This window comes from Pauljensenia sp. C0254C2, assembly GCF_056583835.1.
Genome location: NZ_JBWPJO010000002.1, coordinates 176888 through 190517, shown reverse-complemented (window position 1 = coordinate 190517; position 13630 = coordinate 176888). Strand labels below are relative to the sequence as shown.

Annotated in this window: 12 protein-coding genes; 6 read left to right on the top strand and 6 right to left on the bottom strand. The window is 58.1% G+C overall.

Features of this window, described 5'->3' with window-relative positions; translation table 11 throughout:
- The first annotated feature begins 14 nt into the window (after window positions 1–14).
- Window positions 15–467 (top strand): hypothetical protein, encoded by a 453-nt coding sequence (locus AC1DA5_RS02445; RefSeq protein WP_058237437.1) that lies wholly within the window; start codon window positions 15–17, stop codon window positions 465–467.
- Between the two features lie 61 nt (window positions 468–528).
- Window positions 529–1203, top strand: coding sequence for a LytR C-terminal domain-containing protein (locus AC1DA5_RS02440; RefSeq protein ID WP_157886399.1), 675 nt, complete (start codon window positions 529–531; stop codon window positions 1201–1203).
- A 98-nt stretch (window positions 1204–1301) separates the two neighbouring features.
- Here the strand turns inward: AC1DA5_RS02440 and AC1DA5_RS02435 are convergent, their stop codons facing one another.
- The gene (locus AC1DA5_RS02435) at window positions 1302–2774 is read right to left on the bottom strand and encodes a uracil-xanthine permease family protein (protein ID WP_092649153.1); all 1473 of its coding nucleotides are present in this window, start codon (window positions 2772–2774) and stop codon (window positions 1302–1304) included.
- A 284-nt stretch (window positions 2775–3058) separates the two neighbouring features.
- Here AC1DA5_RS02435 and AC1DA5_RS02430 point away from each other — a divergent pair, with 284 nt between their 5' ends.
- The 3 genes from AC1DA5_RS02430 to AC1DA5_RS02420 are packed head-to-tail and all read left to right on the top strand — an operon-like array spanning window position 3059 to window position 5151.
- The gene (locus tag AC1DA5_RS02430; RefSeq protein WP_092648899.1) at window positions 3059–3508 is read left to right on the top strand and encodes a hypothetical protein; all 450 of its coding nucleotides are present in this window, start codon (window positions 3059–3061) and stop codon (window positions 3506–3508) included.
- Between the two features lie 57 nt (window positions 3509–3565).
- A complete protein-coding gene (locus AC1DA5_RS02425) occupies window positions 3566–4303 on the top strand; it encodes a glutamine amidotransferase-related protein (RefSeq protein ID WP_480289129.1) in 738 nt (245 codons plus the stop codon).
- Window positions 4303–5151, top strand: coding sequence for an SIR2 family NAD-dependent protein deacylase (locus AC1DA5_RS02420; protein ID WP_480289128.1), 849 nt, complete (start codon window positions 4303–4305; stop codon window positions 5149–5151). Before AC1DA5_RS02425 ends, AC1DA5_RS02420 begins: the two co-directional genes overlap by 1 nt.
- A 4-nt stretch (window positions 5152–5155) precedes the next feature.
- Here AC1DA5_RS02420 and AC1DA5_RS02415 read toward each other — a convergent pair whose 3' ends face one another.
- Complete coding sequence (locus AC1DA5_RS02415) at window positions 5156–6427, bottom strand: MFS transporter (protein WP_480289127.1); 1272 nt, start codon at window positions 6425–6427, stop codon at window positions 5156–5158.
- A gap of 48 nt (window positions 6428–6475) precedes the next feature.
- On the bottom strand, window positions 6476–8572 hold the full coding sequence (locus AC1DA5_RS02410; RefSeq protein WP_480289126.1) for a beta-galactosidase: 2097 nt from the start codon (window positions 8570–8572) through the stop codon (window positions 6476–6478).
- A 141-nt stretch (window positions 8573–8713) separates the two neighbouring features.
- Here AC1DA5_RS02410 and AC1DA5_RS02405 point away from each other — a divergent pair, with 141 nt between their 5' ends.
- The gene (locus AC1DA5_RS02405) at window positions 8714–9700 is read left to right on the top strand and encodes a LacI family DNA-binding transcriptional regulator (protein WP_480289125.1); all 987 of its coding nucleotides are present in this window, start codon (window positions 8714–8716) and stop codon (window positions 9698–9700) included.
- Between the two features lie 82 nt (window positions 9701–9782).
- Here AC1DA5_RS02405 and AC1DA5_RS02400 read toward each other — a convergent pair whose 3' ends face one another.
- The 3 genes from AC1DA5_RS02400 to AC1DA5_RS02390 form a co-directional block, all read right to left on the bottom strand.
- Window positions 9783–10727 carry a variant leucine-rich repeat-containing protein gene (locus tag AC1DA5_RS02400; RefSeq protein ID WP_480289124.1) on the bottom strand — a complete coding sequence of 315 codons (945 nt, stop codon included), beginning with the start codon at window positions 10725–10727 and terminating at the stop codon, window positions 9783–9785.
- Between the two features lie 117 nt (window positions 10728–10844).
- Window positions 10845–11657, bottom strand: a complete 813-nt coding sequence (locus AC1DA5_RS02395) for an anaerobic ribonucleoside-triphosphate reductase activating protein (RefSeq protein WP_480289123.1) — start codon at window positions 11655–11657, stop codon at window positions 10845–10847.
- Window positions 11654–13507, bottom strand: a complete 1854-nt coding sequence (locus AC1DA5_RS02390) for a ribonucleoside triphosphate reductase (RefSeq protein ID WP_480289122.1) — start codon at window positions 13505–13507, stop codon at window positions 11654–11656. Before AC1DA5_RS02390 ends, AC1DA5_RS02395 begins: the two co-directional genes overlap by 4 nt.
- Window positions 13508–13630 lie beyond the last annotated feature (123 nt).

The following is a 13630-nucleotide window of genomic DNA, read 5'->3' as shown; positions in this document are numbered from 1 at the left end:
ACAGACTCCAAAATGTGAGAAAACCGACCAAAATTCTCGCGCTCCTGAGCACAGTCGCCATCACCATGACCCTGAGTGCATGTGGACCACTCGTCAAAAAGGACCCCACTGCACAGGGCATCCAACCCACACCGCAAAGCACGCAGCCCGTTCCAACTCCAACTCCGACTCCCACCCCGGCGCCGGCTCCCGCCCCGTCCCCCCCAATCCACGGGCCTCACGCCGGGCGGCTCACAGACGACGATCGCACGAAGAAGAACCTACTCTCACTGGCCGACAAGGCTGAGCAGGGCGATGACATGGGTATTGTCAACGTGTCGATGGATCAGGCACAGTTCTGCTATCCAGACACTTTCTCGGGTGACGTCGAAAACCTCACGAGTGACCTTGACGACCAGTTCGCAGAATTGGATGAGCAGCTCGAGGAGCTTGACAAGATGCTCGAGGACTTGGACAGCGGCAGCTGAGCTTTCACCGCCCGTGCATGGCGAGGTCACATTCACAGTGTATTTCGGCTAAGTTAGTGACGTGAACCCGCAGCAATCTCGGCGTCGATCAGCACGTCAACGCTTCCTTGATGCCCGACAGAGTAAGCAGAATCTGACATTTTCCGTCGTGGCATCCGTCATGGCAGTACTGGTCATTGCTGCGCTCCTCGTGATCACGAACATCATTTCGATGCCCTCCGAAGAGTTCTCCAAGACGGAAAAGACGGCAGGTCTGGGCGACATTGTGTGCCCGACGGAAGGTACGACACCGCTGCCGGCAGACACGATCCATGTTCAGGTTCTCAACGCCACCTCACAGTCGGGCCTGGCCAGCTCGGTGACGACGATGCTGGCCGAGCAGGGATTTGTCATGCAGGATCCTGCCAACGCGGCAAGTGAGTTGACCGGCACCGTCGAAATTGACGTCTCCCCCAAGAACATTGATGCCGGCTACACGGTTGCGCGCTTCTTCCCTGATGCGCGCGTGGTGCTGAGCGAAGGCACCGACGAGGTTGTCCAGGTCATCCTCGGTACATTCTTCGATTCACTGCTGCCTAAGGAAGATATCAAGAAAATCGCAGAGGCTCAAAGCGCCTTGAAAGGCAGCGACTCGTGCCTGCCTGTCGACCCGGAGCTTCTTGCGCCCGCGACCACCCAAACCGGCGACGATGATCAGTCAGGCGACGGCAGTCAGTCAGAGGGACAATCCGAGTAGCGTCGCCGCGGTGTCACAGCAGTGACGTTGCGTCCGCTTTTAATAGGAACGAGGGCGACTCACGTGAGCCGCCCTCGTTTGATACCTGAAGAATTGGCTTAGCGAGCCTGTTCAGCGCCGCCAGTCTGTTCGGTGCCATCTGCCAGTTCAGCAGCGTCCGCCAGTTCCCCTCGTGAATGATGACGGGTCGAATAGGCCGTCGACTCCAACTCGGTACCTGACGGGGCTGACGCAGGTGAAGCAGCCTCAAGCGTCGTGCCGCGCAGCTTAGAAATCCAGCGCATGACATGGTAGATCAGCAATGCTGCACCTGAACCCAGTGCAATACCTTCGAACTGCATGCCGCCGGCAACCCACGTGAAGTTCGCGATTGCGACGATCAGGGAAACCGCAGCGGTGTTGAGGTTAACCGGGTCAGAGAAGTCCACCTGGTTCTGCACCCAGATACGCACGCCCAGCATGCCGATCATGCCGTACAGGACGGTGCCTGCACCGCCCAGAACGCCAGCCGGAATCGTCGAAATGAGGGCGCCGAACTTGGGCGTGAGAGCCAGAAGGAACGCCATGCCTGAGGCGACCAGGTACGCGGCCGTGGAGTACACGCGGGTCGCAGCCATCACACCGATGTTTTCCGCATACGTCGTGGTACCTGAACCACCGCCGGCACCGGCAAGCATGGTGGAGCAGCCGTCAGCGATCAGTGCACGCCCGGTGATGCCGTCAAGATCGCGCCCGGTCATCGCTGACACCGACTTCACGTGACCAACGTTTTCAGCAATAAGGACGAAGACAACCGGGACAAACAGGCCCAGCGTCGATGGATCAAAAGCAGGTGTGGAGAACTCAGGCAGACCGATCCAGGAGGCTTCAGCAACGCGTGAGAAGTCAACCTCGTTCTGGAGGATTGCTGCAACGTAGCCGATCAGCACGCCGAACAGGATGGACAGGCGTCCGATAATACCCTTGAAGAGCACGGTGATCAGGCAGATTGACACGATGGTGACCACTGCCGTCAGTGGGCCTTCCTTGACCCAGTTCCATGCGGCTGGCGCAAGGTTCAGGCCGATCAGCGCGACAATTGCACCGGTGACGACCGGGGGCATCACGACGTCGATCCAGTGTGCGCCGGCGAAGTGCACGATGACGCCGACCAGGGTCAGGGTTGCACCGGTGGCGATTACGCCACCCAGGGCATAGTTGTGGCCGAGGGTCTGTGTGACAGCGGTGATCGGCGCAATCAGCGCGAAAGATGATCCGAGGTAGGACGGCATGCGTCCGCCGGTGATCAGGAAGAACAGCAGTGTGCCGACTGCGCAGAAGAACAGCGTGGTCGAAGGTGGGAAGCCTGTGATCAGAGGGACGAGGAACGTCGCACCGAACATGGCGACAACGTGCTGCGCACCGATTCCGATGGTGCGCGGCCACGACAGACGCTCTTCGGGGGCGACAACCTCGCCGGGAGCGATTGACGTGCCATCACCGTGAAGTCGCCATGAAAAAAAGCCGCCCCGAGGACGACTTGACGAATGGGAAGACTCGCGCGAGGCGCGAGGGGTAGCTGAACCGCTCATGCGGATGTCTCCGATCAGTTGATAAGGATGCAAAAGTGCAGGCCGTTCACCGGTCGGAACATCACAGTATCGAACTTGCCGACAAAAGGCTAAATTCCGCGGCAAATCATGGTTGATTTCACACGGGTGAACTGATGGGCGAGTTGCCTGAGCGTGCAGATAAGCTGTGACCATAGATGAACCCAGTCGTCATGCCGTAGGGTGGGACGTAGCAGGATCGTCACAAGGGGATACCAAAGATGCCCTCGGTCAGCACAGGGCCGCGGGGAGTGAGGGGGGAACTGGTGAGTCAGCCAGCGACAGGTCCGCAGTTGCACGTGCTGGATCCTTCTCTTGATTCCTCACACAGTGCCACAGAAAACCCGACGCTGGATCCGTCCTTGGATCCATCCCTTGATCCTGCACTGGATCCGTCGTCGCCCCAGTTCGTTTTCCCCGGAACTCAGAACATTGACCCGGCCATGGTTTTCTCGGCCCCCGGATACAACGCCCCTCGCCATAACTCCAACACTGCCGCCACGATTGGCCTGTGGATGGCAGCCCTTTCCCTGCTGGCGTTCCCTCTGACAATCTTCGCCCTGATCTTGAGTATTGCCGGACTCATCACCTCGTTTTCACGCGGTGGTCGAGGAAGGCACGAGGCCGTCGCCGGGCTTGTTGTATCGGGCATCGTGATCATCTCGATCTGTCTCGTTGTCGGCATCTTCGTCATCGGTTTCACGGCCGGTCTGTAGATCCCATGTTTCGACCGTAAGGGTACCGGAAATTCTTTCTTTGCCTACACTTGAAGCATGAAGCCTTTCTTGCTGGTATCAACACGCCCCGAAGAAGAAGCGATCGACGCTGAATACCATTCGTACCTCCTGGTCAGCGGTTTGACGCCGTCCACGCTCGAACAGGTTCGCATGGATATGCTGGGGCTGCCCGAAGTTGACGTCAATGCCTACAGCGGCATCTTCGTGGCTGGATCGCCTTACGGCACCACTACTCCCACTGAGAAGAAGTCATCGTCCCAGCGCAGAACTGAGGAAGATCTGGCTCACTTGTTCCATCAGATCCTCGAGGCGAAAACCCCATGTCTGACCACGGGTTACGGAACGGAGGTTGCCGCGACGGTTCTGGGCGGCACGGTGACGACACGGTGGGCTGAACCGGCTTCGATGGTGACAATCACCCTGACTGAGGAGGCCGAGGATGACCCGCTGCTTGAGGACTTTCCGCGCACATTCACAACCTACGTCGGCCACCACGAAGCAGTAGAAGAAGTGCCGCCGGGCACGACGGTTCTTGCTACATCAGTCACGTGTCCCACGCAGATGATGCGTTTTGGGCCGGCTTTTTGGGCTACGCAGTTCAACCCTGAACTTGACTCCGACGCGATCAATCAGCGCCTGGCGATCTATGCCGATGCCGGCTACTCAGGCACTGACGATCTGGAGACCCTGGTGCAGATCGGGCACATGGGTGAAGGAACCCACCAGGCGGGGCAAATTGTGAAGAAGTTCGTGGAAAGGTTCAGGCAGCAGTAATGCCACGGTCGTCATCCTCGCTGCCTCATCTGGATGAGCTGGTCGAGCTGTGTGCGGGTAAGCGTCTGGCTGCTCTGACAGGTGCCGGAATATCCACTGATTCAGGGCTTCCGGACTATCGCGGAACCGGATCGTCAGGCACGCCGACAGTGGATATCGACCTGTTCCTGTCGGATCCGAAATGGCAACGCTGGGTGTGGGAGCGAAACCAGGTGACGTGGCGAGCGTTGCAGGACCTGCCCGCCACACGTGGACATGAGGCGCTCGCACGCATGGAGCGGGCAGGAATCCTTCACGGCGTTGCCACCCAGAATGTGGATGGCCTAGATGAAAAGGCTGGGATCCACCAGCTCGCTCTGCTTCACGGCTCGTTCTTGACGGTTGACTGCATGCAGTGCGCAGCGCGGTACCCCCGAGAATGGCTCGATGGCGAGTTGCGCGCCGCCAACCCAAATCTGGTCGACGACCCTGATCCCACTCACGTGGCGATTCTGGCTCAGGTTGATCCCGAGGGTGCCGAGGCTTCCGCAATCACACTGGTTCCCTGCCCGCAGTGTGGTGGGATCCTCAAACCGAACGTCGTCTTTTTCGGTGAAATGCTGCCATCAGACCAGATGGACAAGGGACTGACCTTTGCTGCGCAGTGTGACGTGCTCCTGGTCGTGGGCACGTCAGTGAAAGTGTCAACCGCCGTGTGGATTGCTCACCAGGCAATCAGCAGTGGCGCTGACCTGGTCGTCATCAATCGTGGGCCGTGCGACCTCGATCATCACTCTGCCGTTCGCCTGCGCATCGACGGCTCTGCCAGTGACTATCTCGAGGCGCTGGCAGACGCCCTCGGTGCGTAAAGCCCTACCGCACAGACTTGATCCGCATGATAAATACGCACGCAATGACAGCAAATGCGATCGCTGTCGGGAACACAAACGAGTATGAGGACATGGCCGTGACAAGTACAGACGTGATGATCGGGCCAACAGCCTGACCAAGCGTCGTCGCTATGTTCAAAATGCCCAGATCTTTACCCGCAGTTTCCTTCGATGGCAGCACATCGACATTGAGCGCCTGATCAACTGACGAATACGTGCCGTATCCGAATCCTGCAAATGCGGCAAACAGAATCATGCCTGTTGTTGTCGGCATCACCCACGGGATCAGGTATCCCACTGCAAGCAGAATCGAGGCGACGACAACAGGGATCTTCCTGCGGTGAATCAAGTCAGATAGCGGTCCTGACGTAACCGTCGCAATCGCCGATACAATCAGCGTCACTATTGCCATTGTCGCGATCGTCGCCGAGGCCTGGGCTTCTGTTGCACCAATGTGATCCTGGAGGATGTACAGCTGGTAGTTGAGGATCATGTAGTAGCTCAGAATCAGCAGTGAACGGCCGACAAAGGCGCGCCAGAAATCCGGGGCATTGCGAGGTGGGCGGAAGGACTTGAGCAAGTCAAGCAGGGTTTCTTTTTCATGCTGCGTTTCGCCATTGCGGGAGGAGCCTTCCCGTGGCCACACCATAACCGTGAGAATTCCTGCCAACCCCATGAGGATTCCTGCCGTAACGAATCCGGGCAATGTCTGGCCGAGGAAACGTGCACCTACCAGCTGGCCCACTGATTGGCCAACCAATGTACCTGCTGCGATAAATGCCGACATAGTGGCACGTTGACGCTCGGGGATTCTGTCCGACAGTGTTGCGATCACCGGGGCAATCATCATATTGAGACCGACCATGGAGATGGAGTAGGACAGTCCGATCAGGAATGCATTGGGTAGAACCTGAATCAGGAACAGCGAGGCGCCACCTAAAATGCCGCCGGTGAAAACCCAGGGCGTACGTTTGCCAAACACCGAGCGAGTACGGTCTGAGAGGTTACCGGCAATCAGATTCGACAGGAGCGAGACGATTGCAGTAATGGTGTTGAGGGCTCCGAATACTGCCTCTTTATTCGCCACGCCAATGTCTGTGAGCCGCTGCGGCAGTAGGACGCCCGAGACAATCATCAGGCCGCCCATCCACAAGAATGAGAACAGCGCGAGAGCCGCTGCGAAGCGGATGGTGTCAGCTGTCAATTTCGGACGGGTCACCTGTGGCGTGCCCGTCGTGCCGGTATCAGTGTTCATCTTGCTTTCTTTCTTCGTTATTCGTTAATGGGAACCGGAAACAGTGGATCAGTGAGAGGGCGTATGAACGACTGCAACGTCCCATGCGCCAAGCTTGATTTCTTCCCCGGCCTTGTAAACTGCGCCGTCAAGTCCCGTCGCACGCTCAGGCACAACATAGGTACTGGGCTTCCAAGACCAGTTGTGTATGAAGTGCAGCGTTGTGTTCTGAGTGCTCGTAGCACGCATGTAGGTTTGCTGTTCGCCTGCATGTGCTCGCCACTGATCCGGCTCGAGCGACGTGGAATCAACCCATTCGAACAGGTGACGCGCCAGTTCACGATCCGGGTAGCACCCCACGGTGGTTACTCGCCCTTGGCCCGTTTGCTGGGTCGTTGCAGCTGCGTAGTCGTCTAGGAATGGGTCATCGTAGTGACCAAGGACGAGGACGTCGTCGCTGTCCGGAATCAGGCAGTCGGCATACCACTGCGCATGTCCTTCCCACTGCCCATGAACTGCAACGGGGTGCAGCAGCGTGGTTGATTCGTCGTAATGGACACCAGCATCTGTTCGAAGTACGCCTGGCTTGGTGCAATCACGAACAATTGCTTCTGCATCTGCCAGCCCTGTACGCGGCATAACGACAAGGTGGCCACCTGCAGCGACGTATTCGCGCAGCAGCTGCAGGTCCTGGTCGGAAAGCACGTAGAGGAAAGCGCTAACCAGCACCGGCCAGCGTTTGACCATCTCCTCAGGGCTCGTACCAAGTTGATCAATGTTGACAATATCGGTGGTCAGGCCGGCATCCTGGATACCTCTCATGAGAAGTGCCATGCCTTTGTCGTAGGCACCCTGGTCGCCGCGAATGCCTTCACCAATGGGCGGTTGGAATTCAGTTGCCCAGCGCGATTCAGCCGTGACAATCACTCCGATGTCAGAATGCGGTGTGAGCCCTGAGATGAGTTCGCGTGAGCTTTCCAGCTCGTGGGCCACATCTGACAACTCGTGATAGGTACGGGTCGGTGTCAGCGAGTGACCGAGGATTCCTTCCCACCATGTCTCGAATCCAAATCTGTTGGTGTGCCAGTGCCAGTATTCAATCATCTGAGCACCGCGGGCAATCATCTGCCATATGACCTGTCGGCGTTGGCCAGGCCACGGCACGATCAGGTTATGGGAGTAGCCAATTGAGGTTGCTCCCGTTTCGGTGACGACAAAAGGTGCGTCTTTCATTCCGCGGGAGACGTCAAGAAGCATTTGAACATAGGCGGGGCCAGACCAGGGAATCCAACCGGGAGCACCTTGAGGATCCAGTTCGTCTATACCAGGCTTTTCTAGGCCGACCTGTGCGGCAAAGTAGATGTTCGATCCGGCGATATCAAGTGCGCTGGCCACCTCTGTAATGTCTTGTCCCGGCTGGTTGGCTGCAATACACGTGGTAACGATGTGGTGATCGGGGACCATCTGGCGAACCAAGTCAGCCTGCCATTGAATCATCTCGTGAGTGATTTCTGCCTGGAATCGCCGCCAGGCTAGGTCATAGGAAGGTACCGTGTTACCGTCGGGCGTCCACAGCTCATCCCACGAGGTGATTCTGTGGGACCAATAAGTCAGGCCCCACTTCCGGTTGAGGGTGTCGACGTCACCGTAGCGTTTCTGAAGCCATTTCTTGAAGTCGGCGAAAACATCCGGATTGTACATCAATGCCAGACCGGGCTCATTATCCACTTGCCATCCCACCACAGCAGGATGATCTTTGTAGCGCTCAACGATTTTCCGTATGACGCGTTCGGCCAGACGACAGAAGGTTGCGTTGTGGTAGTTGATGTCCTGTCGCCCGCCGTATGGCTTTTCCACACCTGTCGCGACCTGCAAGGTTGTCTCGGGGTATCGCACTCTCATCCACGGAGGCGCGGCATATGTCGGTGTCCCGATGATGACATCGATACCACGCTTATGGGCACCATCAAGGATCGGTTGAAGCCATTCAAGATTGAAGACCCCGTCTTCTGGCTCCCACGTTGACCAGACGGATTCACCGACTCGAATGATGTTGAAACCGCCCTCGACCATGAGATCCAAGTCCTTATCGAGACGGTCCTCGAAATGATACTCGTGATAATACGCAGCACCGAACCCTATCTTGTTCTGCCATGGGTGCGTCATTGTCTGTCCCTCTTCATTGATTGGTGTTCACAACCGGACTTACACGCGTAAGCACCCGTTAGCTCATAGCTTAAGCGCGTAACCCAAAATCGTCAAGCGATATCATTTGATTGCCCCAGCAGTCGCAGGAAATGAGCAATCATGGCTAACGTCCGTCGCCGCCCCACCAGTGCCGATGTCGCAAGATTGGCACGCACCTCGCGCGCCACGGTGAGCTACGTTCTTAATGACAAGCCTGGGCAGAGTATCTCGAGTGCCACGCGGGCACGCGTCCTTCAGGCGGCGCAGAAACTGGGCTACACACCCAATTCTCTTGCCCGCGATCTTGCAATGGGACATTCGCGGGTTGTCGTGATCGCCATGCCACCTTTTCCCTCAACATTCAAGTTAGGGCAGTACTACCAGCAACTCAGCACCGCAATCACTTCATGCGGATTGACCCCGCTTCTATGGTACGAAAATGAAGAGCTAACAGCGTCGCTGCTATCAGCGATCACTCCAGCCCTGATAATTGCTCCATATGGCTTGGATACAGACGATATTGAAACTTTCGATTCTTTGTCGATTCCACATGTCGAAGGAGGACATTCTCAGGAACTTGCCGGCTTAGAGGTAGGCAGGGCTCAAGTCCACTATTTGCTCTCACGAGGTTCTCACACGATTGCTCTCGCAACTACGGACAATCCCCTGATGCAGATCTTTTCGGCTCCGCGTGCACAAGGCGCTCGAGCTGCACTCAACGAAGCGGGATACCGTAGCCCATTCGAGCTAGTGCTCCCCATCCCACAAGGAGGAGATTCGGCTGAACTCACACAGATGGTAAACGACTATCTCGACTTGAATCCTGAGATAGATGCGTTCGCCTGTTACAACGACGTTCACGCAATGCCGATCATGAATGCTGTACTCAGCAGAGGCATGTCGATCCCCGATGATATCGCAATCGTCGGTGTGGATGATGAGTTATTCGACTCGTATCTGCCGATTCCTCTCACCACTTTCACACTCGCTGGCGACCCGACAGCAGCTCAGCTTCTTACTGATGGACTGAACATGCTTGGAATCACAGCGGACATTGAAATCCCCAAACCCCCTATCGCTCGTCTCGTCGAACGTCAATCAGCTTAAGAGACAGTCCAAATTACTAATGAAAATCGCTTCGCATCCCCGAGACACTAGGCTATTCAGACCGTGCTGCAAGTATCGATACTCACCATCTGAACTGGTCTTCACCGATGGGGCCTTGCTCCCTGACCATCCATCCTTGACGGGCAAGGGCAAATGAAGCTCCGGACTTCACGTTCCAGCAGCTCATGCCGTTCTGCGTCGACTGACATGCGACGTCACCACTGGTTGCAAACTTGCCGTATTCAAGGGCCTGCCCACCACCTTGTGCGGACTCCACGCATTTGCGCGAAGCTCCTTCGGCGGTGGCAACCAGATTTGTCAGCCGGTCACCGCAGCTCTCAACTCCGGCAGCTGCGTAATCGTCATCAACAATGACACATGAGACAGTTTCGTCGGACAGGGTGCAGGCAATATTGCCCGAGGGCGCCATGATCTCGCCGGCCTGAACTGCACCCGCCGGTGCCGGGTACACGATCGGTTGTTCATCTGACTGAGCCTGCTCTGGTTCGGCCTCCGACTGCTCTTCAGCCGCCCCGTTGCTTTCAGGCTCGGTCGACTGCGCAGACGACTGCGGAGCCGGCGCGGGGCTGGGATCAACCGGACGGGAGGGGAAAATCCCTTTGAATACCACGATCGAGATCACCACAAGCACAAGAGCGATGGCGATGAGGATTCCGAGCACCAGTCCCACTCTGGACTGCGACGATCCATCAGATTCACCGCTTCGATTCCCCTGCTGGCGACTGGCCTGGTCGAGGGCGGCCGTACCGGACGCCGCCTGAGAAACAGGTGGGAAACGCCCCGCTCCCTGCTGCCCGTATGCACGCCTCTGAGCAAGCGCCTGGTCCACCGCGGGATCTCCCAACGATCCCAACCACTCGAGCAGCCCCGAGTAGGTGTGCGGATTCTGAGCAACGACGGCACGCAGCTCCGGGTGACGGTAGGCGATATCCCTCAGCGTCTCATAATCCGTACTGGGGTCAGCGGCCAGTTGATGTAGGTTGCGAGGATCTGACTGATTGTTCATCGCGTTTGCCTCCATCAGCTCCAATGGTGTTACTGACAAGCCTAGCGCACCGCTGCACGCCTGACGATCGCGCGGGCGAACTCTGTCCTATTGTCCGAGGTCACCGCACTCACCTATTCAGTGCGCGGGCCGATAGGCGAAGGTGTCGAACCCGATCTGTTCGATGTCGCGGGCCAGCGCCTCAACCTGGTCATCCCACCCCACCGCGTCGGAGCGGAAACCGTCAGGCGCACCCATCGCCCTGGCCTGCTGCAAGGCAAAGCGGCGAACGCCGCGCCGGAACGCTTCTCTCGCCACCGTCAAACCGTCACGCGGCCCATCGGGATACACCGTCAGGCGCACTTCGTAATCCACCGACCGCGAGCGCGCACCGTCATCACCCTCGTCGCCAGCCGAACCAGCGCTATCCGCGCCTGGGCGGCGTTCGGCATACTCGAGCAGCACGTCCAGCGCCTCCCACGCTTTCGTGCCGGCTCCCTGGCGCCCCGCCACGACCTGATACGTGTCCGGCATCGCTTTAACATCAATCCCGACCCAGTCCACCAGACCCTCAGACAGCACATCACGCAGGCGATGCGGATACGGCCCTGCGGTGTGCAAACCAATCAGGAATCCCATCTCGCGCACCCGACGCATCGCTGGTATCAGTGCCTGCTGGCGTGTGGCCTCGCCTCCGGAAAACACCACGCCATCGAGCAGTCCGCGGCGCCGTGACAGCAGATCCTCCACCGATGACCATGCGACCACGCCCGGGATCGTCGGATCGATGATCGCGTGGTTATGGCAGTACGGGCACAGCCACGGACATCCCTGGCAGAACACCGATGCGACCAGCTTGCCAGGCCAGTCCACCGTTGACATCGGGGTGAGCCCAGCTATTTGAAGGTCGTCGGCGTTGACAAGGCGCCCGCGGCCTGCCTCGTCCTTCATGAAAGGGAGACGGGAGGAAAGGCGCTGACCAGTTCGCCGTGCTGAGAGGCGGCTGATTCAGTGAACATTGTGCGTTCGGCGTACTCACCCTTCTTGCCGATGTTGAAAGACTGGACGGGGCGGAAGTAGCCCATGACGCGTGTCCACACCTCACACGTCTGCGGAGCACTGTTCGGGTGGGCATCCGCGCAGCGTTCACACGTGAAGTGCTCGCCCGCCAGATACCCATGGACCGGACAAATCGAGAAGGTCGGCGTGATTGTCACGTACGGCACCTTGAAAGCAGTCAGAGAGCGACGGACCATTTCCATGCAGGCCTTCGCAGATGAGACACGCTCCCCCATGTACAGGTGAAGCACAGTGCCGCCCGTGTACTTGCCCTGCAGCACTTCCTGCTCTTCCAGAGCCTGGAATGGGTCGTCGGTGTAGCCGACGGGCAGCTGCGAGGAGTTCGTGTAGTACGGCTGATCGGCGGAGCCGGCCTGCAGGATGTCGGGGTAGCGTTTGCGGTCTTCCTTGGCGAAGCGGTACGTCGTACCTTCGGCAGGGGTGGCCTCCAGGTTGTACATGTGACCGGTGGATTCCTGCAGCTGCACCATGCGGTCGCGCACGCGATCGAGGATCTTTTCGCACATCTCGCGTCCACGCGGATCCGTGATGTCCATCTGGTCGTCGGTGAAGTTGCGGACCATCTCATTCATGCCGTTCACGCCGATGGTGGAGAAGTGGTTATCCAGCGACCCCAGGTAGCGGCGCGTGTAGGGGAACAGGCCGTGTTCCATGTGGTAGGAAATGGTTTCGCGCTTGCGCTCCAGCGTGTCGGAGGCAATGTCGATCAGCTGGTCCATCGCACCGATCAGTCCGTCCAGGTCACCCTTGTACAGGTAGCCCAGACGCGCCATGTTAAGCGTGACCACACCCACCGATCCGGTCAGCTCAGCCGACCCGAACAGGCCGTTGCCGCGCTTGAGCAGTTCGCGCAGATCCAACTGCAATCGGCAGCACATTGATCGGATCATATGCGGATCCAGATCGGAATTGATGAAGTTCTGGAAGTAAGGCAGGCCGTACTTCGCGGTCATTTCGAACAGGCGCAGCGTGTTGGGCGAATCCCAGTCGAAGTCCCTGGTGATGTTGTACGTCGGGATCGGGAACGTGAAGACACGTCCGTCAGCGTCTCCCCCGGTCATCACTTCGATAAACGCCTGGTTGATCAGGTCCATTTCATGCTGCAGGTCGCCGTAGGTGAAGTCGCAGATCTCGTCGCCAATCAGCGGAGCTTCATCCATCAGATCGTCGGGGCATGTCCAGTCGAACGTGAGGTTCGTGAACGGGCACTGCGAGCCCCAGCGTGAAGGAACATTCAGGTTGAAGATCAGTTCCTGCATGCACTGGACGATCTCCTCGTACGTCATGTTGTCGAGGCGGACGAATGGCGCCATGTAGGTATCGAAAGATGAAAACGCCTGCGCACCGGCCCACTCGTTTTGCAGCGTGCCCAGAAAGTTGACGATCTGACCGCACGCAGAGGAGAAATGTTTGGGTGGGGCCGAGGCGATCGCACCAGGCACACCGTTGAAGCCTTCCTGGATGAGGCGTTTGAGCGACCAGCCTGCGCAGTACCCGGAGAACATGTCGAGGTCGTGAATGTGCAGGGCTCCCGAGCGGTGCGCTTCACCGGCTTCCGGTGAATAGATCTTTTCCAGCCAGTAGTTTGCGACCATCTTGCCAGAGGCGTTGAGGATCAAACCGCCCAGGGAGTACCCCTGGTTTGCGTTCGCATTGACGCGCCAGTCGGAGCGTTCCAGGTATTCATCAATTGTGCTGATGGCATCTACGTCATAGCGCACGGTTCAGTCTCCTCTGCCTTGATGTGGGGTCGACGCGCGGAAAGCCCGCCACGCGTCAGGGGTTTCGTCACAGGGAAAACAGCCCGCACTCGGGCTGCTGCGGCGTCAGGCCGTCATCCTTGT

What these genes read in the sequence shown, in the direction of transcription:
- AC1DA5_RS02425 (WP_480289129.1), top strand. Translation starts at nt 3,566, where the DNA reads ATGAAGCCTTTCTTGCTGGTATCAACACGCCCCGAAGAAGAAGCGATC.
- AC1DA5_RS02410 (WP_480289126.1), bottom strand. Translation starts at nt 8,572, where the DNA reads ATGACGCACCCATGGCAGAACAAGATAGGGTTCGGTGCTGCGTATTAT.
- AC1DA5_RS02415 (WP_480289127.1), bottom strand. Translation starts at nt 6,427, where the DNA reads ATGAACACTGATACCGGCACGACGGGCACGCCACAGGTGACCCGTCCG.
- AC1DA5_RS02435 (WP_092649153.1), bottom strand. Translation starts at nt 2,774, where the DNA reads ATGAGCGGTTCAGCTACCCCTCGCGCCTCGCGCGAGTCTTCCCATTCG.
- AC1DA5_RS02405 (WP_480289125.1), top strand. Translation starts at nt 8,714, where the DNA reads ATGGCTAACGTCCGTCGCCGCCCCACCAGTGCCGATGTCGCAAGATTG.
- AC1DA5_RS02395 (WP_480289123.1), bottom strand. Translation starts at nt 11,657, where the DNA reads ATGAAGGACGAGGCAGGCCGCGGGCGCCTTGTCAACGCCGACGACCTT.
- AC1DA5_RS02400 (WP_480289124.1), bottom strand. Translation starts at nt 10,727, where the DNA reads ATGAACAATCAGTCAGATCCTCGCAACCTACATCAACTGGCCGCTGAC.
- AC1DA5_RS02420 (WP_480289128.1), top strand. Translation starts at nt 4,303, where the DNA reads ATGCCACGGTCGTCATCCTCGCTGCCTCATCTGGATGAGCTGGTCGAG.